The organism is Sporosarcina sp. Y838 (assembly GCF_056786515.1).
In genome coordinates this window covers 80,861-100,151 of record NZ_JBXCJD010000007.1, presented here as the reverse complement: position 1 = coordinate 100,151, position 19,291 = coordinate 80,861, and the positions used below count along the sequence as shown (strand labels likewise).

The window sequence follows — 19,291 nt, the reverse complement described above, 5'->3', positions numbered from 1 at the left end:
AGTATATAAAGAATAATACACTAATTATACCATCTCTATATATATCGGGTATGTTTTGTCGAAAATAGGAGATTTGCCTGTTACTTATGGTAGAAATGTAGATAATTCCATCTATCTAATCTTTACCATCTACATAACAGGTTTCTATAACAAGTTCTATACTTCAAGAGTATAAATTGACTTACATTTAAATACTTCGCCAACTGTTGTAGTATAAGTTGAATACGCTTCTAAGAAGTCAAAATATACTTTAATCGTGTTGGCTTGGTAGCTGTCCGCGAATTGAGTTCTTTTTGGATATTTAGAATAATCTGCGATGCTTTCTACTTTTACATAAATACCACTTGTAGCACCCCACATTTCAAACATTGTAACATCTTTTTTACCAACAAAAGCGCCCTCGGTTCTAGCACCTTTGACATCAGTGGTAACGTAATCATAATCAGACCTTACATAGCTGATTAAATCAGCGCCATTCACATCCATAGGTACAGAAAGCATTGTGAGATACACGCTTTTTAAATCTATAACTCGTAAAGCAGTTAATTTATTTTCAACGGTATAAGTATCTTTGTTCCATGTTGATACTTTATATCGAGTAAATATGTTGTCGCTCGGTGCATTACAACTATTTAAAATAGATTTATTTACAATTCGGATTTCATTATCTACTTCTGTGTCAAAATCCTCACCATTTATATTAACCACATTGCCATCTATCAAAATGTTCAAAAATGTGTTCGTTTCATCCCCATGAAAACCTCCTACAAAGTCGGTTTTCCCTACTTCATTTATTACACCCTCCCATTCAATGTTATTAATAAATGGGATAATAACGTTCAAGTCTTTATCCGTGATATTAATGGTAAATACTTTCCACTGATGCATATTTGCGTTAATATTTGATATATATTGGTAAGAATAATGTAGATAACGATCATTTTTCTTAGACGGAATATATATATCCAGCGTTGTCCCTGTTTTAATTGCCTTAATTTTTCTTGTTATGTCGGTATCAACATGATGAGCATCTAATATAGCATCAACTTCCGATTGACTGTACACTTCGCTCTTATTATAAGTTTCCGATTGACTGTACACTTCGCTCTTATTATAAGTTTCCTTTTTACTGTACACTTCGCTCTTACTATATGTTTCCTTCTTGCTATATACCGATAGATTTTTAGGAATAACTGGATACTCATTTGTAGTAAAGCTTGTTTGTGAACCTTTAACTACTTGTATAAATACATTTTCGCCCGTGTAAGTTGGTTGTATCGCCAATAAAACATCACTAGGTCCAGTTGTAAGCGTGTGTTTATTACCTCCAGATGCACCATCAAATTTTATACTTCCATTAAATACTTGACCGACACTAATGCTTGGTGAAGTATGAGTAGCTATTCTAAATAAAGAGGACGGATTTCTAATAACTGAGTATGCCGTGTTCGGTTCAACCGTTATAAACGCTACTCTTCTATCTGAATTGTTCGCTAGTAAACCGATACCCAAATCAATAGATACATTATTTTTGTACGTACCATCGAACATATTGACATCTGTATCTAGTTTTAGAAAATCGGTCTTTTTATATGAAACACCAGAATCAGCAATCCCTGTACTTTGAAACACCCCACCCGATGTCCATGCAGTACTATTCCAGTAATACCAATTACCGTCAGCGGTAACTACATATATATTCGCGTTTCCTGTTGGGAAAGCAGTTTGTAGAGCTACTAAGGTGGCATAAGTGCCTTTTGGACCACCACTAGCTTGACTATTAATTTTTGTATCAAGAGTTGAAACAGTAGAGTCAACATATGTTTTATCTGCCTTTTTTGTTGCTAAAGAATTAACCTCCGACTTCAGAACTGTATCCAGCAACGCGGTAGTAGTGTCATTTTTAAATTGATTGAAAGCCACAGTCTCAACCTTGTTTATCAAAGACGAAGCCACATTTTCTAATTGCCCAGCCAGTTGCTCCGCTACATCTAACTTTTCCTCAATGTCATCAAAAGCCTCATTAATTTTTAATGCACCCGAGTAAAGATTATCGGGTGCATTAGGATCTAGTGATATTTTTTTATTTTTCAGCATTTAGATTGCCCTCCTTATGTTAGGTGTACCATTAACCGTCTGGCTTTCGGCGTTAAAATCGGCAAGTTACTACTTTGGTTGATTCGAACTCGGATTTTTATAGAGCTCTCAACAGTTGCTTCAAACTTATATTGGTTAAATTCCGAATCAACGGGTTGTTTTGCTATTTCCGAACCAAAACCAATCCATGTTTCATTATCAAGTGAATACTCTAAGAATTGATTCGTTCCTGACGGTATGTGGAAATCGGCATACACGGTCACTGTCTTGAACGATTCGTTTGACGTGATTTCACGGGATACATAAGTACCTTGATCCTTGTAAGATAAAGCGACTGCTCCTGCCCCGTTTTCAATAACGGCCGATGAACCATTGGAAGTAAGCACCGCTTGTAAGTGAATCTGATCTAGTTCTTCTCCAAGTCTCGTTACTTCGCTATCGCCTAGCGCGTACCATGATAGCCCGTCTTTTGACCACTGCCAGATTATGTTCCCGCCCCTAGGAACTAATTGATTGGTTGCCAACACAAGCCTGGTCGCTTTATCAACTGTCATCGGCTTAAATGCCAACACGGAACTATTTTTGAATTTCGCGCCATACAACTTGAATTTAATATCCATATCTTGATGTGCAGTCCACGTTGTAGCGTTAGATGAAGAGAACAGTACGCCAACAACATAAGGCTGCTGCGACACCTTTTGCTTCGACATTTGATCCGTACCACCCATTTTTGCAACCCATAGTCGATATCCTGCAGATGTTGTTAATACAACAAAACAATAATCAGTATTTGCATTTAATAAAACAGGGTCAGTAAATGTAGCTTTTGTAGGCACTGAACTGTCTGGAGAAATCTTAATTTGACTAGAACTTAGAACAACCGAAGCAATCACGTTAATTGTTGGATAGCCATTGGATACCTCACGTATTTGTACGGTGATATCTTTGCCTGCTTCTTTTGTCGCAAAGAACAAATCAATACTTGTAAGGTATTTGTCTTCCGCTAAAAGAAAAGTCTGTGCTAGTGGATCTATACTTCTCGGCCACGGGATTGTCTGGAAAAATGTTTGTTGAATGATTTTCCTGTTACCGTGACCTGTATATGATGCGACTGAATCATTTTGAATAGCCATACGTTCACCCCTTAAACTTCATTGTAAAATCTAGCTTCTCTAGTACCTGTTCGCACGTTGCCTGGTACCGTGAAACTACATTTGAACTTACCGTAGCCATCAGCTTTAATAGTGCCAGCTTCTGTACCTCTCTCTGTTCCTCCAATCGGCGTTAAAGTCACGCGGACGCCGTCGAATGTGGCCTTAATATTATCGGACACTGGTTCGAATCCTTCGCCTGTCACTTCGACTGTTCGTTGACGCAAGAATTGAACCGTTTCATCTAAAATGACCTTCGTTTCAGTTCGGCTATCTGCCCACCAATTGTTCCACCACTCTGTGACGGAACGAGTGACTGTAGATTCTTCCACCCAAATATCTGTAGAAGGATTTAAACGGATTGTACCGACGTTTCCAAACACCATGTACGGATTCACATTCATCGTTTCCGTAGCGTAACTTTGTTGTTCTAAGGCTTCCTCTGTGTAATCCATAGTTACAAGTCGATCATGGAATTTCACCGTTGAATTCGCTTTATCAAAGACCAAATCAACAAAGGTTTGGTCAACAGGCAACGTTAATTCTTTATGCTGAGGGTCAATGGATGCACTGAATAACGGATGCGTTACGTCCGTTCTCTCGAAGTTCGTGAAGTTGTCCGTGAAAATACCCTTCTTAATAAGCATCGGGTCATAGATTTTCGCTTGTGTATCTAATTCAGTTAGTGCCTGATTGTATTCAGCTCTTTCCAATCGATCTAGCAAGGAGCGCAAATCAAGCATCGTTAGTCGTTTTGGTTTGTAATTAGTCACTACTACATCTTCAGAGTTAGGTGGTATATGTAGTTCACCTAACTCTAAAACGTTAATGGGAGATAAAGATGTGGTCGGGAATGTGCTTGGTTGTCCATGGGTCACTCGTAACGAGCCGTTTTCAGTAAGATAATATACATCTTTCCGCGCTAAATAAAATTCATATGTTGCTTGGAATGTGGTTTGTTCAACCGGTCTATCACCCGCGAGAAACTCTAAGTCATCCCCGGTCTGTTTGTAGTCAACCCCTGCAACCATCGTCTTCGTATACCGGAATTTCGCAGTAAAGGATGTACCACCCGATGGCTCTGAACCGTTTAATGACCAATCCACGGTATTGCCGGTTTGTTGATAATCCGAACCTTTTACATAAGTTGTAGCTCCTGCTCTCACCTCTACGATGTCCACTACGGGAGTATTCGGCAATAGATCACTTGTGCCTTGTGTATTCCCTCGCGTTATTGTTTTGGTGACCTCAACGGTTGCTGTAACAGTATTGATTCTCTTGACTGGTTTAGAATTCAAGGTGTATTTACTATTTTCAGATCTATATGTTTTTGTTTCATTCAGGACTTGCAGAAACTCTTTTGATTTCGGAATATCCACTCGCACCGGAACAGGCTTTAATATTTCAAACCCTAGGACGTATGCTTTTCCTGCATCAATGACAAGTGTTAGGTTTTCGTCGTCTTTCGATTCGATATAGCTACCCATACCACTTACGAGGAAAGAGCCGCTCGCGTCATTCGTACGTCTTGCGAGAATGGGGGTAATCCCTTCATATTCCGGTGGTACTTTTGCATTTACGATATCCCCATCATTAATGTTGAACATGGGAATTGCGTCTGGGTCATTCGCTACCCACTTTGCATCTGCAATGGTTCTGTCCGCTCCCGGGTAACCGTAATTCGAAATGCCGATAGCTGGGTCCAGTAAATTCCTATTCTCTTCAAACGTTTCTTTTCTGTAGTTGATCTTGAAGCCAATTACTTCTATTCCAACTCCATTGATGGATAAGATCGTTTCTGGTAAATCATGAAAGATACCATCCAAATACAATCTGGTTGGTGAGATGGTCGCTTCGTTAGTCTCTTTGTTAATCAGTGCTTGACCACCCTCAACAATGTGACCGGAGCCAAACAAGGCATCCCCTATCTGTTTGTCACGGTCCAAAGCGACCGACTGCATTTCATTCAATTCCGCAGTTTGTACACGTCTACCGCCCACAAAATCTAGGGATGCCCATCTATCTTTCGGATCAAATCTGTTGTGCGTCTTTGCCATTACTGTTCACCGCCTTTTAAAGTTCGATAATAAATTCAATAGATTCCTTTTGCGTTGCATCCCGATAAATCGGTGAACGATTGTTAACCACGGTGAGGAATGCTAGATTCTCAATTTCATTTGGCAATACAACTTGCTTGTTTACCGGTGTGCCCGGTATCATTGTGCTGCCGATATAAACGCCTGTTTGTCGATACGTCACTACAGGAAATTTGTCATAACTTAACCAGGCCTGCACATACGCCCATTTGCAATCCTCGGCAATCGCTTCAGCTTCATCTACAATGCGCCATGTTTGACCAAGTTGCTCTATCGTCCCGTTCACATCTGGTACAACGTAATGAACAAGGTCAGCCCGTTTCATCCCTGCTAATTCTTTGATTGTTTCGCTATAAGAGACATCCGGTACTTCTTCTGGATTTGTAGCGTTCCATGGCGTGGTTTTTCCTACAGCAACCCAAATATTCGTTTTATCATCTATTATTTTCTTTGCTTGATAAGTCTTGAATCCTTTTACGTCATTCGTAATAGAAGCCATTTAACGTCCTCCTAATTTGAAATATTCACAAGTGATACTTGAGTCCTTTGGATGTCATGTAAAAACGTGATCTCTGAATCTGAAAACAAGATAATTTCTGACCAACTCGCTTTTCTTTCTGTGTATATACGTTCAGGTGGAAGCGTGAGCTGCATTGTATTTTTCACTTGCAGTTCATCCGCTGCCACTCTATGTTTCAGTTCCAATTGACTTTTCAATGTTGCTTCAGAAGGCTTCGCATACACTTTTGACGTGTAATGCAAGGACACTTCGGAAATTTCGCGTCTTGAATAAACATCTGTAAAAAACACGGATTCATCATTGAATAGAGTAAAAGGTGAAAAGGATGTTTCCTTTTGCGCATCCACTTCTGTAAATGTATAGAGATTAGCCGGGCTAGTTGTCAGTAGCTTTGTTCCGCTCGCACCATCATCTATAAAGTGCGGTCGTGTATCGCCCAAATAGAGCGTCCTGGTGTATTCGGGCTGTTGAGCACTTTCACTTTTCACGAAGTTTTCCATCATGACGGCGAAAAAATATTCAAAGCCCGCCAATCGCATCATTTCCACCAAATGCTTTGCGTTACCAATCGTTTCTGGTGTGGTGTAAATCAGTGACGTCATCGGAGAGTATTCATGCCCATCAGCCATCACGCCGAATTCGGAGGGCATCAGTCCGTCTTCCGGCATCTCCCTCCAAAACTCTTTGACAAGGAAATTCTGTGTATCCGTCTGTTCTTTGTTCATCACGCCGCGAGCTTGCAACTTCGCTTGCAATTCATTTTCATTCTTTACATCTAATTCTTTCATCCACAAATCTTTCGAATGAGGCGAATTCATATGCAAAAAGAACGCCTTCCACATGTCGTCTTCAACATCTGGCATGCGTTCTCGGAGTACTTTATAAATCGCTTGCATTTGCGGTGACTGCTCATAGTATTCTGGAATGTATTCGAACCATTTGATCATAGGATTGTCACCGCAGCTTCCACTATATTTCCGCTTTCTAGTTGGATATTTTCGGACGGAGAAATAATGTCAACATCCGTTGCACCCGCACTGATTAAGTAATGGTTAATTAACGATTTTTTCACGATACCTCCAACACCAATAACGTTTGTGTAGGATAATATCGCTATTCGTGCCGCCGCTTCATCAATACCTTCGACTCTGACGGTAATCGTCACAGGTTGTTTCTCTGTTTTACGGTAGACTAAGTCGATGCCCCACGGCTTTTTTGAGTCCACAAATTCAATAACATCCTCATACACCTCATCAATGAACGCCTCGTTCGCCCCAATGATTAAATCAACCGTGCCGATTCCTCTTGGCTTATCCAAGCATTTAGCATACGTAACACCTGTAACAGACAATGCCCAACGGATATAGTCGAATTCATGGCCGCCGTGTTCAGGATTCCGTTTTTGGTACAAAATTCGTTCACGGAGCGAGTCATCTGATTCTTGGTCGCCGCCGTCATATGCGGAATCTGGATTACGAATTGATTCTACATATTGAATCGGATCCAGCAACAAAGAGACTGTATTTGGTTCGACATTTGTGACAATACCTGTCGTCGTACAAGTAGCAATCACAAAACCTCTACCAGTGGCGTTAATTTCAAGCGTTTCATCGGTCGTAAAAATGAAATCGGTATCTTCACAACCAATTTTTGTTGCTCTAGGGATTACGACGCCTTCTTTAGCGACAACTTCTAGCATCACCTTTGAAGGTGCAGCTAAATACCGGCTCATATGGTGGTCAGTAGCAATATAATCAAGGAAAATACCTTCTGCTTTATGAGCGAATGCTTGTAATAACATTTCGTAAAACAATGTTTTTTGCCGCCACAGTTCAAATGCGGTCGGTGCTAATGAATCATAAATAATAGACCCTTCCCGTGTATCGAGGGAAGGGTCTACTTCGTCAATCATAGATTGTAAAATCTCTTCTTCTGTTTGTACTAATGATAATTCCATCTCACAGCACTCCCTTAAACGTGTAAGTGCCTTCAACTGTATCTACCTGAAATTCAATATACATCGAATCGCCATCTTGTTTCATATAGAAATCATAAACCTTTTCAATTCTGTCATCGTAGATAAGTGCTTCAGTTACCATTCGTTTAATTTCAGAACGAATAAAGTGTTCTGAAAACCCTTTTCCGAATAAACTAAGTACTTCACTTCCATATTCATCAGAATAAATCGTAAAGACATATCGAATTGTCGAAATCGCCTTCACTATAAACTGTTCGATTGCTTCCATACCATCAATTCTCCGCGAGATATCACCCGTTTCTATATCCAAGTGATAAGTCTTAGAGGGCAATGGTTCCTGACTAAAAATGCTTGGAAAACTAACTTCGGGAGTAAGCGCCATTCATCACGCCCCCTTAATAGGATTTTTGTCGGTCCAAGATGATATATTTCTGCCCACCTTGAAGCCGCGAAACAATAATTTTTTCTCCCACTTTTAATTCATTCATAAATTCAATTTCACCCTCAAAAAAAGCGTCCCCTTTATCTAAAGAGACACTTACAATGGTATCGTGTGTTGTATTTCCGCCTGCAGTCCCACCGCTGAAATCTAATTTCCCTGTCAACTTTATTTCCCTTTTGTGATTAGTTACGTATTCAGAGAGGACGATCAATTCTTTAGGAATAATCATTTTGTCATTTCCGTTTATCTTGATTTTCAAATCAGGTGGATTTTGCACAACTTCGGCTTCCATATATTCCACAGGCTTTTGACTATTGATTGTTCGAGAGGCAGCTTCTTGTATTAAAGCTCTCACTTCTTAGGACCCCCTTCGCTTTTGGGGACAGCTTTCTTTTTAGTTTCAGGAGCCGCTTTCGGCTTCGGTTTTTCTGTCGTTCCTGCTGTGATTTCAGGTAATTCATCTGTTTCGGTCAATTTTAATGTCATTGTGTGATTTTTGCCCTTAAAGGTATGCGTGTCACTTTCTACATAATAAGGACGCGCAATGTTGAGCTCTTCAACAATGACGTATATTGCGACTCCGGTGATAATGTCTGAGATTCCAGGGATATTACTTAAGGAAAAACTTCTTTTAACCTTGCCCTGTTCTTTCAAAACAGCTTTTGCTTTTGCATTCAGCTCGCCTTGCGTTGTCTTTTCGCTAGATTTCTCAAAATGTTGCATGGTTCCATACGACTTTTGCAATCCACCGTCATCAGCAACTGCCGTGATGGTCTTTTTATCGAACTCAGCAATCATCTTGACCTTAGTAACCGTATCTTCTATAGAGGATTCATAACTGTATTCAACAAGATTTACACCACTTTCAATCACCCATTGCTTAAGCTGATCCTTCTTCGCTGCAATGTTCACCTTGCCATCCTTGGAAAACAAGGCAAATCGCTTACCTGTATTTTCATGAGTGAGTTTTAATGCTTTCATCACCATGTCGTATGGTGAATCACCATCGAATAACAGGTAGGGAATGACGTATCCAGTACTTGTTATGCTTCCTATCGGGATACCAAATTCGGTAAACACTTTTTTCGCTATCTGGTCAGCAGTTTTTCCAATGAATAAATCGGCTTCTTTATTTCTCGTCGAATAGATCAATTGGTCGTGGACAGTCAGCGTCTTCGCGCCATGACTAACACCTTGTTTGAAAATGATTCCTTGGAACAACTCGACATCATTCTCCCTAAAGAGAATACCTTGACCTTCCTTCGCGTCAACTTTAGAATGGTTACCCCTATCCGTAAAAATCATATTGATAGCAAGCGATCGAGGAGCCGAGCCTTTTGCGCCAGACCAAGAAAAACCTTCCACCAAATTAGTGATGTCCACTGTATTTCCGTCTTGTATTAGAAATATCTCATTCATAGCTTCAACGCCTGATTCGGGAAGATGGTATAAGGAGATTTGATGTTATTTTTCTTAGCAATTTCTTTCCAATCTACCTTGTGCAGTTTGCCGATTTGAAACAGGCTGTCACCTTTTTTCACTGTGTGGGTTTTCGGTTTTACTTTTGTAGACGGTCTTTTTCCTTTATTACTGACCGTAACTGATTTATTGCCCGTATTATCCGTCTTAGTCTGTATTTGTCTTGCTTTGATAAACTTGTATTCAAGCAAATGCATATCGAAGTATTGCGTGCCGACATCCCCACCTATTTCACGGTAACCGAAGTTTTCGATTGAGACAGTAAAGTTAATAGGTGTTTCTGTTACCACAAAACGAATAGGCATACCAGAATTTTTCCACCGTTCAATTGTTTCTATGTAGTCCCACGGGTCCTTTAAATCTCCCCATGTGATACATAGATAAGCTCCTTCATGTTTAGGGAAAAAACTACTAAAATCAAATGACTTCAGTACAGGATCTTGGAGAATTGTTGCCTCGCCCAAGTTTTGCACGAAAATTCGTTCATTCGCTGAACCGTTACCTATATTCAACTCAGAGGGATTAACAGGAAGCTGCAACATTTCTGCATTATTATTGAAACTCAGCCAGAACTCATACATCGTAGACCCCCTCTCCCCCCGTGAATAATTCGTGTTCCAATTGACTTTTTACGTATTCAAAAGCAACTCTTCCAACCCGTTCTGCATCCATATCGTCACTATAGTGATTCTCTCCTGTAATCTGAACGACGATGTCACGGACTTTACTTCCAACCGATCCTCTTCCGCCGCTACCAGAAGAGGATACGGCAGCCAGTTGTTCTTTCGATACTGTTGGACCGCCATTATCGTGCACACTCATCCCGAGGTCGTTTGCCGCTTTAGAAAGTAGCATCCTACCGCGACCAAGGTTGTTTTGCGTCGGTATTACGTACTCATTTCCCGCCTCACCGACCCAGCTTAATGTCGGTTTTGTAATATGTCCGCCAGTAGCATTCTTTTCAGGAGTAATGCCGCGCCTTTTTTCTCCACGTTCAACGACATAATCGACTGCCTTACCGCCCCAATCAACCGCTTTACCGCCCCATTCCTTAATGGTGTCCCAGGTATCCCCCAATTTAGTGAATATAGCTGAAACTACCTTCCAAGCTGACTCAAATGGGGTAATAATTGCATCTTTAACTAAACCAGCACCTATTTTAATAGGCGTCCATATATTTTCTTCGAAGTATGAAGAAGCCACTCCCCATATCGCGGAAACGACATTCCAACCATCAGTGAACCTTCCACCAATTAAAGTAGCTAAAGCACTTACTCTAGTACTTAAAGGTGCCCAAACAATCTCCTCGAACCAAGCTGTAGCAACACCCCAAATAGCAGTGACAATAACCCAACCTGCTGTTAACTTATCACCAATCCAGGTACCGACTATCCCGACAGCCGTCATAAGCGGAGTCCAGATTGTTTCTTGGAACCATGAGACCGCCATGCCCCAAAGCGTTTGAATAATTAACCAAGCGCCTGACACCTTCGAAGATATCCAATCCCACGCAATAGATGCAGCAATTGATAGCGGTGTCCAAACGGTTTCTGTAAACCAAGATGAGAGAACACCCCAAACTAACTTGATTCCCTGTTCCGCGATATCATATAAGCCGACAATGAAGCTGATAGCAGTGTCGAAACCACTTGATAGGGGATTCCAGATAGTTTCCGAGAACCAACTTGTCATCCCGCTCCACTTATCGCTAACCCAGCCGACAGCATCGCCGAACTTTTGACTAATCCATTGACCGGTCGAAGTGGCTCCTTCTTTAATTGCCGACCAATTGTCACTTAACCAATCACCAATGGCTTGTCCGCCAAGCGATCCCACGATACCACCGATAATTCCACCGATAGCCGTACCAACAACCGGGACAACCGATCCGAGCGCCGCTCCTGTAGCTGCACCAGCTAGACCGCCGCCGACCGCGCCAACAGTACCGGCTTTATCTTTCTTACTTGAAGTTGCAATCGCCAATGCTCCTAATGCCGTTCCGAGCACAGGAATTCTCTTCGCGAAATTTCCAATGCTAGAAAGCCCTTTTGGCATCTTGAATCCTTTATCTCTGGCAGCATTTGGAACGTTTAACCTTGGCTGTTCACCTTTGTTCGTCCAAGGCATCCTGTATACTTGTTTAGGCGCTCGTGCCGGTTTAGGAGTTTTGCCAGATGCGGGAACCACAGGAGTCGATGTTGGAGCCTTTTTAAAAAACCCTGATATCTTCTTCCCAGCACTCACTGCACCTCGAACACCTTTCGACATCATGCTGACGGCAGTTATTAATGGACTTAAAACCAGACTCGCTATTGATACCGCGAGTAAGGTAGCTATACCTGCACCACCCAAACTTTCTAAACTAGGATTTTTAATGGCATCGCCCCACATACTTGCAAGTGCTTTACCGCCTTCCTTGACGCCAAGGACTATTCCGTCGAATATGCTTATTCCCATAAATAAGCCGACTTTCGCCGCCCAGGGTTTACCCGATGATTCCCACCATCCATCAAGTGCAGGTTTACCTTTACTGGACCACCAAGCACCAATATCATCCATTACGAATGCGATTTTCCCTTCAAAATCAAGGCCCATAAAATCTTTATTGTCTAAATAGCGAGACCTTATGTGGTTGAAACCGTTTTCCAACTTAGAAAAAACGAATTCGGAAGCTTCTTCGCCATGTTTGTTGACTACGCTCTTCCAACGTCCCCAAGTCTCTTGGTTGTTTTCAAGCCATTTATTGATAGAGTCGAGACGTGGTTTCATCGGACCTAAAAAGCCGTCTCCAATAGTTCTTAATAAAGAGCCGCGATAACCTTTTAACGTAGCGAGAATACCACTTGAGGTTTTAGATAGCGCTTCAGCTCCGCCCTCAAAGACATTTTCGACATGAGTTTGAAATCCTTCCCAGCCCATTTTGTCATAATCTTTTTTGGTTATCTGCATTCCGAAGCCTTTCATCATCACAAAGTTACCCATTTTCGCCATCGTCAACGCCTGCATTGCTTCCTCAACGGAGCTTCTGCCACCGGATAACGCTGCCATGTCTATGGCTGTACTCGTTAAGCGCTTGATACTTTCTGAATCGTTTCCAGCTAGTGCAACCGCTCCTGTCATAGCAGGAAATATATCGGGAGAACTAAACGGCGTTTTATCCGCTTTCTTTCCCATCCAATCCATTAATTCAGCCGACGCTTTTTTATCACCTTCTAGCCAGTGATTCATAGCCACTCCGTAGTCCTCAAACCTCATAGCCGCTCCGACAGTGGCATCTTTTAACTGTCCTAATCCAACTGCCGCAAGTGTCACCGTGATTAGAGTTGGTATAGAAAATATTGCATTTTTAATGGAACCGATCACATTGGATGCCATATTTATTGCTTGAATGGTGAACGTTCGTACTCTTGGAATAGCAGTAATCGCATATGAGGACACACGGCCAATGATTCTGCTTGCCATATCCGTGGCACGAATAGAAAAGTCATAACCTCTCGAAAGTGCCGTGCGAGCAAATGTGCTAACTCTTCGGATTACGGGGATTGCCCTGTCCATCGCAAGAATCGTCATTAATTGGGTTCTACCTATGTTTCTTTGCGTGAACCTACTGATTCTTTGCAAGACGGGAGTCGCTCGATCTCTCGCCGAAACGAAAAGCGCATGAGTTCTTGGCATCCTTCGTTTCATAAAATTGGATAGAGTAGTCAAAGCTTTTGTTGCCCCGTCTTTCACTTTAATGGCGACTGTGTGAGTTTTGGCAATGTCTTTCAAAACAAACATATGGAGCTTTCTCAAGATTTTTGTAGCGTTATCCCTTACCCTCATCATCATCGTGATCGGACGGTTTACTCTTTCGCGTGCCCTTTCGAGTGATTCGATTTCTCCTCGGATTGCCCGTAGCTTCTTCGATATTTTATCTTGAATATCAAATCGAGCCGTCAGTTTCGCCATGGTTTATGTACCTCCCCTCTATTTTTCAGCTTTCTTCGCTTCTATCTCGAGTTGTTCTAGCTTGTAGCCGATGTTTCCATATAGTAACGCTTTAAAACGGCGTGGCGCTTCGTACATTTCTTTTAATTCAGACGGGGAATAATGAAGCTCTGTCATTGCGTAATACATATATACCGCTTCTTTATTTCCATCTGCTATTAGTTTTTTGCTGCTTCCTCTAATTCATCAATTGAGTCATCGAATCCGTTGATTTCATTAGCGATTCCAAGCCATTCAGCGTATTCTCCGCCGACATGAAGCATTTTTTTCGCAATTTCAATAGCGTCTTGCTCACCGTATGCCTTGCGCAATTCAGCAGACTTGAAGTTCGGATATATCGTAGACTCAACGGCAATCGCTGCCATAAATCGTCCTTGGTTTACTTTTTCACCTGTTTTCCGTTTTCGTGATCCGCTATAAATTGGTTCTGTGTGGAATTTCTCCAATTCATCGATTCTTGTTGTGGTTATGGGTTTAAATCTAAATGGAATAATCTTTCCTTTTTTGTCCTTAAATCGTTTAGAAACAGGACGCTCAATTTCTGCAACCTCTTCCGCTGCACCAGGCATGAAAAAGGATAGGTCATTAATGATTTCCGAAATCTCTAATTCTTCATTTTCAATTGCTTCTACTTCTTCGTTTTTACTTGTCATTTGTGTAAATCCCCTTTTCAACTTCTATATTTTTTGCAAAGAAAAAGAGCGAAATGAATCGCCCTTAACCAAATGTTTCGTTCAATTCTTCCGGCATATCGATGTCTTCAAAAGTAAATGGCACTTCTTCTTCAAGTGCTTCTGAATCTACATCGAGACCAGCAACCTTTGCACTGTCAAAGTTCACGTCGAACAGTGTAACGCGCTCCGTACCACGACCAGATGCCTTATCGTCAAGAACTCCTTGGAATGTGAAGTAAGGATCCTCTCCCGTTTTCACGTAGTTCACCATTAGACGAACGAATCGGGATGTAACCTTATAGAATGTCGCCGTACCAGTACCGTTTGCTCCAGTGGACTTATGGCCAGTCATCCGCCGCCCCATAATATTGACTTCGGATTTATTCTTTTCGATTGTCGCTTCAAATGTCTTGATGTAAGCCAGTTCCTCCCCATCAAGAAACAAGCGTCCTTCTTTACCACTAATCGTATTTCTTGCTCTAAACGACATAAATTGTCACTCCTTTTCCCTTTGTCATTGCGCTTCGACACTGAAATAGAATTTTTCTGCAGAATCAACATCTTCAACGCCGATAGTGATATAGAATCCATCGCCTTCTTCGTTAATATCAATCTGGATATCTTCATTCGAATCGAAGTTCTGAATGGCGCCCCCATCTTGCAATACGTTCATATAAATGGTTATGAGCGTTCTTACAATCTGCTTACCATCGTCATTGGCAGGGATATCCTTGCCGACATCCTTTAGCCCTTTAATCGTCTTCTTAAGTTCGCGGGTAATATCGTTATTAATCGCATCAATGGTACGCACGAATTTGTTTTTGCTAAACTTTTTGTTCTTTTCTTTCGTGAATGTCGTCAAGGAATTGATGTCTTTTTCGACAGACGCTGTTTTGTCGCGAGCATCGTAAGTGAGCATGAATTCGCCATTTCCTAAGCGCTCAATAATTTCATCGTTATCGAATTTCGGATAAACATCGATTGCACCCTCGTATTCGACGAATGTAAGGGATTGATTCACCGTTGCGCTAGAACTAGCACCTGTTACCCAAGCAACCGTTTCTGCTGCAGTGAGTTGCTTCTCATTAAGAGTTGCACCATTGGTCACATTAATGATTCCTTCGTGATCACCAGGGAAGTTCGCAACGACTCCGCCAATCTTCACGCCTTGTGAATCCCGAACTCTTTTGATGAAACTGACGAACGTTTGCTTTAACTCCTCAACCTCTTCCCCATCAACTGGCAAACCAATTGTGTCGAAATATTCAAGTTCAGCAGCCGCTAAAAAGTCCATGTAATCGCTGTTTGTCGGTTCAACGTCAGTTCCGCCGGTCAGTGATATTCCGGCACTCAAAGCCAACTCACCTTCACCGCTGAAATCCAGATAATTATTGCTCTTCAGGCCAGTAGCATCTTTCACAATCTGACTACTAACTCTGTTGTTTTTTAAGTAAGTGACAACATCCATCTTTGTCGGGTCCATTACGTTTTCAGAAATGCGGACAATTAGTTCATTTCCTTTTGTACCGCTATACTTCGCGGTAGCCGTAACCCCAGTGCTGATTTCCGCTGTCGCCTCGGCACCACCGTTAATCCTGAATACCTTAACAACCTTGGCACGTTTACGTGCTTCTTTAAGAAGCAATAGTGCAGGATCGTCATGCTCTAAACCGATTTTCGCCTTGATTTCTCCGCCGGATCCGATTTCAATCGTTTCTTTTGACGGTCCCCATGGTAATACGAGAGGAATCATCGCTGTTCCGCGTTCTCCTGGTGCCAGCCGTTCATTAGCTGCCGAAGTGAATCGGAAATAAATACCGGCACGTTCCTTCTCGATACCAGGTGTAAATGTGCCACCATTCATTGTTTAACCCCCTTCTTCAAAAACGCGTCAATGCGCTTTTGAACTTCTGTTTTCGTGAATTGAAGTTCTTTTGTATTTAAAAAAACACCGTCTAAAACTTCTGTTTTTACACCAAATAGTTTTTGACTGTGTTCTCGAAGTTCGTGCAAGTAGAATTTTGATTCCACTTCACTCACGGTCTTATTCACTTTTTCTTTCGTCATTTTTTCACCCCATATTTGAATTCGAATTTCTCTGCAGCTCTCCATACTTCGCGGTCATAGTGATATCTGCTGTTCCAGTTCACGACAATTGAAGCAACACCGTCTGTAATCCTTGTTTCGATGCGATTAATACGGATGTAATCTCCCGTAGCACTGCCATCGGGATTAAGTAGAGGGACAACACTTCTCTTTCTCCGAACTGTATCAGCGATACACTCTGCTTCTGTATGAGCTTGTGTTGAATCTTTGTGAAACAACTTAACTGGCAAACTATATGTCTTCTCAAAAGTTGTATTCGTGTCATTTCCATCAAAAGTGAAGGGTTCCGGGAAATACATAGAAGGCACCGCAAAGTTCTGGGGTACCTCTTCCGTATAGACCGTAACAGGAAATAAACTATAAAAGAAGCCCATTATTGAGCCGACTTCTGAATTCAATGGCACACCTCCTAGAACGTTCTGTCAATCCACTCTTGCAATCGACGGTCAAGACTTTTTGAGAATATCTTTTCGAAGATGGCCAGTGCGTTATCCCAGTAATGAGAGCCTTCGACCCACTTTTGTTTGAGCATCATTCCAGTTTCTGCTCCAGGTGTATATTCAAATCGCTCGCCCTTCCAAATACCAGGCACCCATCGAGTAGCGACACCTTTTGGATTGGTCCAATGACCATCATTAACGTACCAAGCATAATTCACGTTCGTCCCGATTAACAAAGACAAACCACCTTCATGCATTTCCCATACGCCATCACCGTCACCTTTGCCAAACGAGTTTAAAAGCCTTCTGGTATCAACCGTTCCAGTACTAATGATCTCGTCCTGTATTAAATCGAGAAATTCCATACCCATCGCTTCAAGCCATAGGGTGTATTCAGCTTGTAGTTCACCGTTAGTTGCATCATCCAACGCTTTCGCAAACGCCTCTAACCCATCGATGCTAAACTTCATAGATTATCATCCCTTACGACAGTGACTTCTTGATGATGATTCTTTATATTTCGTGGTTTCTGCATCTTGTAAATGACGCCATCCCAAACAACCTTGCAGTTGGTCTTTATGTCGGCTGCAGGCAAGAAATGAACAAGAAACGATTGGAATATCGTGTTATTCGGGTCCAACTGGATGATAGATTGATTCTTCTCTGTGAAGTAACACCGTACATCAGAAACATCCGGTTCATCATCGTAATAGAACTCTTTTTTAGAAGGAACACCAAAACCACCACCAGTCATACGACCTTTCAGGTTATAGATGTCGCATCGATGGGTTAATAGTTTCTTGTAACTCATAGCGCTCGCATCCTTAGGAACACATCGCCATTACTACCGCTCGGTTTATCCTTATCGATGTATTCATCCAGTAAATCCAAAACGTCCGGCATCGACATGGAGGAGCCGTCAGCCATGGTATACGAGTAATCCCCCATCTTTTCCGACTTATAGCCTTTAACGATTGATTCATCTCCATTAACCAGTGCGAAATATTGAGCTACCTTTAATAGCGCAAGTTCCAAGGCAGGGGGTAATGGCACATATTCGTTAAGTGGGTTTTTAATCTTCTTTCCAATGTAAGTTTCGGCTTCGAGAATATCCTTTTCCAACAATTCATCAGCACGATTAACAACATCTTCAAAGACCGAATACGCCTTTAAATCAGCAGGAGTAATAGACATTGTCCATCACTCCTTTTCTTTCTTGGTTGCCTGTTTTGGTTCCTCAACAATGTCGAAGTAACCAGTAGCAACCACTTCATCCGCCTCTCCCTTTGATTTCACTTCAACAAGGGGATTCTTTTCATCAGCAGATACTTTTCCGCTATAAGATAAGGTGTTTTTCAACTTCAATTTGTACACAATAAACCTCCTCCTTATACAAGGCCTTTGATAAGGACAGCCGCGTCTTTTTCTTCGATGATTGGGTCGAAATCAAGGTGAACAACATAGAAACGCTTGTCCTGCATGATTGCCTCTTGCCCTTCAACCGTTTTACGAATCTTAACGCCGTATGAGTTAACAACAGCTAGGTTTTTCGGATTAACAAGCATGATTTGATCTTTCGGCATACGTGGAACAGCGATAGATGGGATACTACCCGGCGCATTCATGATTGATTCAGAAAGCCCGCCACCGTTTTTGATGTTCTCATTCAATAGATAATGCTCCCACTTCTGCTTCATGGATGGAGCCATCAACCAACGTAGCGTGCCGTTGTTGTACTTGTCGGGCATTTGACCAAGTGCATCATAAAACACATTAAGAGATAACGCCCCAGCTTCTTTGGCTGCACGGTCTTCGATATGAGAACCAGTTTGTAGCTGTTTCAACCATCCGTCATTGATTTTGAGGAAGTCATAATCTGCATCCTCTACTGGTGTCGCTTCATTCCCGTTCAAATAAAGATCTTCAAGGTCGATACCTAGTTGAGTCGTCATAAGCTTCGATACAATATCCTCGAATCCTTGACCTTCAATATTTTCGCGTAATGTTTCTTCTGAAATTTCCCAAGGCAAACGTACCGCAGTTGTTGAATACTTAATTTCTGCGAACTTAGGTTTTTGACGTTTTCCATCATCCGTATTCTCTGTTTTTTCACGAAGAATGCGAGAATCGATACCGATTTTGTCAATCTCACCTGTTTTAGCAGTACGCATTTCTGTGCGGATTAATCCACCTAGTGCAGTGTTTTCAAAAGTCTGTTGAATAAACTTACTTGCTTGCTCCGGTGCTAATAGACCGGATGTGACATCACCTGTTGTGATTGTTTTCATAATCTGTTGATTCGTTGGCATTATTGATTT

Annotated in this window: 22 protein-coding genes; all 22 read right to left on the bottom strand. The window is 41.7% G+C overall.

Annotated elements, in window-relative coordinates:
- Positions 1 to 156 precede the first annotated feature (156 nt).
- A complete protein-coding gene (locus AC1TO4_RS11830) occupies positions 157 to 2,097 on the bottom strand; it encodes a hypothetical protein (RefSeq protein ID WP_482105491.1) in 1,941 nt (646 codons plus the stop codon).
- Positions 2,098 to 2,111: 14 nt separating this feature from the next.
- The gene (locus AC1TO4_RS11825; protein ID WP_482105490.1) at positions 2,112 to 3,230 is read right to left on the bottom strand and encodes a choice-of-anchor R domain-containing protein; all 1,119 of its coding nucleotides are present in this window, start codon (positions 3,228 to 3,230) and stop codon (positions 2,112 to 2,114) included.
- Between the two features lie 11 nt (positions 3,231 to 3,241).
- The gene (locus AC1TO4_RS11820) at positions 3,242 to 5,305 is read right to left on the bottom strand and encodes a DUF4815 domain-containing protein (protein WP_482105489.1); all 2,064 of its coding nucleotides are present in this window, start codon (positions 5,303 to 5,305) and stop codon (positions 3,242 to 3,244) included.
- Between the two features lie 16 nt (positions 5,306 to 5,321).
- Positions 5,322 to 5,843 carry a hypothetical protein gene (locus AC1TO4_RS11815; RefSeq protein WP_482105488.1) on the bottom strand — a complete coding sequence of 174 codons (522 nt, stop codon included), beginning with the start codon at positions 5,841 to 5,843 and terminating at the stop codon, positions 5,322 to 5,324.
- 11 nt (positions 5,844 to 5,854) lie between these two features.
- Complete coding sequence (locus AC1TO4_RS11810; RefSeq protein ID WP_482105487.1) at positions 5,855 to 6,811, bottom strand: hypothetical protein; 957 nt, start codon at positions 6,809 to 6,811, stop codon at positions 5,855 to 5,857.
- Positions 6,808 to 7,821 carry a baseplate J/gp47 family protein gene (locus AC1TO4_RS11805; protein ID WP_482105486.1) on the bottom strand — a complete coding sequence of 338 codons (1,014 nt, stop codon included), beginning with the start codon at positions 7,819 to 7,821 and terminating at the stop codon, positions 6,808 to 6,810. The genes AC1TO4_RS11810 and AC1TO4_RS11805 overlap by 4 nt, the downstream gene beginning before the upstream one ends.
- Position 7,822: 1 nt before the next feature.
- Positions 7,823 to 8,224: a DUF2634 domain-containing protein gene (locus AC1TO4_RS11800; protein WP_482105485.1), complete on the bottom strand. Its 402-nt coding sequence runs from the start codon at positions 8,222 to 8,224 to the stop codon at positions 7,823 to 7,825.
- Positions 8,225 to 8,237: 13 nt separating this feature from the next.
- Positions 8,238 to 8,639, bottom strand: a complete 402-nt coding sequence (locus AC1TO4_RS11795) for a DUF2577 domain-containing protein (protein WP_482105484.1) — start codon at positions 8,637 to 8,639, stop codon at positions 8,238 to 8,240.
- A complete protein-coding gene (locus AC1TO4_RS11790) occupies positions 8,636 to 9,703 on the bottom strand; it encodes an XkdQ/YqbQ family protein (RefSeq protein WP_482105483.1) in 1,068 nt (355 codons plus the stop codon). The genes AC1TO4_RS11795 and AC1TO4_RS11790 overlap by 4 nt, the downstream gene beginning before the upstream one ends.
- A complete protein-coding gene (locus tag AC1TO4_RS11785; protein WP_482105482.1) occupies positions 9,700 to 10,344 on the bottom strand; it encodes a LysM peptidoglycan-binding domain-containing protein in 645 nt (214 codons plus the stop codon). The genes AC1TO4_RS11790 and AC1TO4_RS11785 overlap by 4 nt, the downstream gene beginning before the upstream one ends.
- Positions 10,337 to 13,714 carry a phage tail protein gene (locus AC1TO4_RS11780; RefSeq protein WP_482105481.1) on the bottom strand — a complete coding sequence of 1,126 codons (3,378 nt, stop codon included), beginning with the start codon at positions 13,712 to 13,714 and terminating at the stop codon, positions 10,337 to 10,339. The genes AC1TO4_RS11785 and AC1TO4_RS11780 overlap by 8 nt, the downstream gene beginning before the upstream one ends.
- Positions 13,715 to 13,732: 18 nt before the next feature.
- On the bottom strand, positions 13,733 to 13,882 hold the full coding sequence (locus AC1TO4_RS11775) for a hypothetical protein (protein ID WP_482105480.1): 150 nt from the start codon (positions 13,880 to 13,882) through the stop codon (positions 13,733 to 13,735).
- Between the two features lie 29 nt (positions 13,883 to 13,911).
- Complete coding sequence (locus AC1TO4_RS11770; RefSeq protein ID WP_482105536.1) at positions 13,912 to 14,322, bottom strand: phage tail assembly chaperone; 411 nt, start codon at positions 14,320 to 14,322, stop codon at positions 13,912 to 13,914.
- Between the two features lie 148 nt (positions 14,323 to 14,470).
- Positions 14,471 to 14,917 carry a phage tail tube protein gene (locus tag AC1TO4_RS11765; protein ID WP_482105479.1) on the bottom strand — a complete coding sequence of 149 codons (447 nt, stop codon included), beginning with the start codon at positions 14,915 to 14,917 and terminating at the stop codon, positions 14,471 to 14,473.
- 24 nt (positions 14,918 to 14,941) lie between these two features.
- Entirely contained in the window at positions 14,942 to 16,291 is a 1,350-nt protein-coding gene (locus AC1TO4_RS11760) for a phage tail sheath family protein (RefSeq protein ID WP_482105478.1), read from the bottom strand.
- Positions 16,288 to 16,494 carry a YqzN/YkzM domain-containing protein gene (locus tag AC1TO4_RS11755; protein ID WP_482105477.1) on the bottom strand — a complete coding sequence of 69 codons (207 nt, stop codon included), beginning with the start codon at positions 16,492 to 16,494 and terminating at the stop codon, positions 16,288 to 16,290. Before AC1TO4_RS11755 ends, AC1TO4_RS11760 begins: the two co-directional genes overlap by 4 nt.
- Positions 16,491 to 16,931, bottom strand: coding sequence for a phage portal protein (locus tag AC1TO4_RS11750; RefSeq protein WP_482105476.1), 441 nt, complete (start codon positions 16,929 to 16,931; stop codon positions 16,491 to 16,493). Before AC1TO4_RS11750 ends, AC1TO4_RS11755 begins: the two co-directional genes overlap by 4 nt.
- Positions 16,932 to 16,942: 11 nt before the next feature.
- Positions 16,943 to 17,443 (bottom strand): HK97 gp10 family phage protein, encoded by a 501-nt coding sequence (locus AC1TO4_RS11745; protein WP_482105475.1) that lies wholly within the window; start codon positions 17,441 to 17,443, stop codon positions 16,943 to 16,945.
- Positions 17,440 to 17,784 (bottom strand): DUF3599 family protein, encoded by a 345-nt coding sequence (locus tag AC1TO4_RS11740; protein WP_482105474.1) that lies wholly within the window; start codon positions 17,782 to 17,784, stop codon positions 17,440 to 17,442. The genes AC1TO4_RS11745 and AC1TO4_RS11740 overlap by 4 nt, the downstream gene beginning before the upstream one ends.
- Positions 17,781 to 18,167, bottom strand: a complete 387-nt coding sequence (gene yqbG / locus AC1TO4_RS11735) for a protein YqbG (RefSeq protein ID WP_482105473.1) — start codon at positions 18,165 to 18,167, stop codon at positions 17,781 to 17,783. Before yqbG ends, AC1TO4_RS11740 begins: the two co-directional genes overlap by 4 nt.
- A gap of 6 nt (positions 18,168 to 18,173) precedes the next feature.
- Positions 18,174 to 18,347 carry a hypothetical protein gene (locus AC1TO4_RS11730; protein ID WP_482105472.1) on the bottom strand — a complete coding sequence of 58 codons (174 nt, stop codon included), beginning with the start codon at positions 18,345 to 18,347 and terminating at the stop codon, positions 18,174 to 18,176.
- A 14-nt stretch (positions 18,348 to 18,361) separates the two neighbouring features.
- Positions 18,362 to 19,282, bottom strand: coding sequence for a phage major capsid protein (locus AC1TO4_RS11725; protein WP_482105471.1), 921 nt, complete (start codon positions 19,280 to 19,282; stop codon positions 18,362 to 18,364).
- Positions 19,283 to 19,291 lie beyond the last annotated feature (9 nt).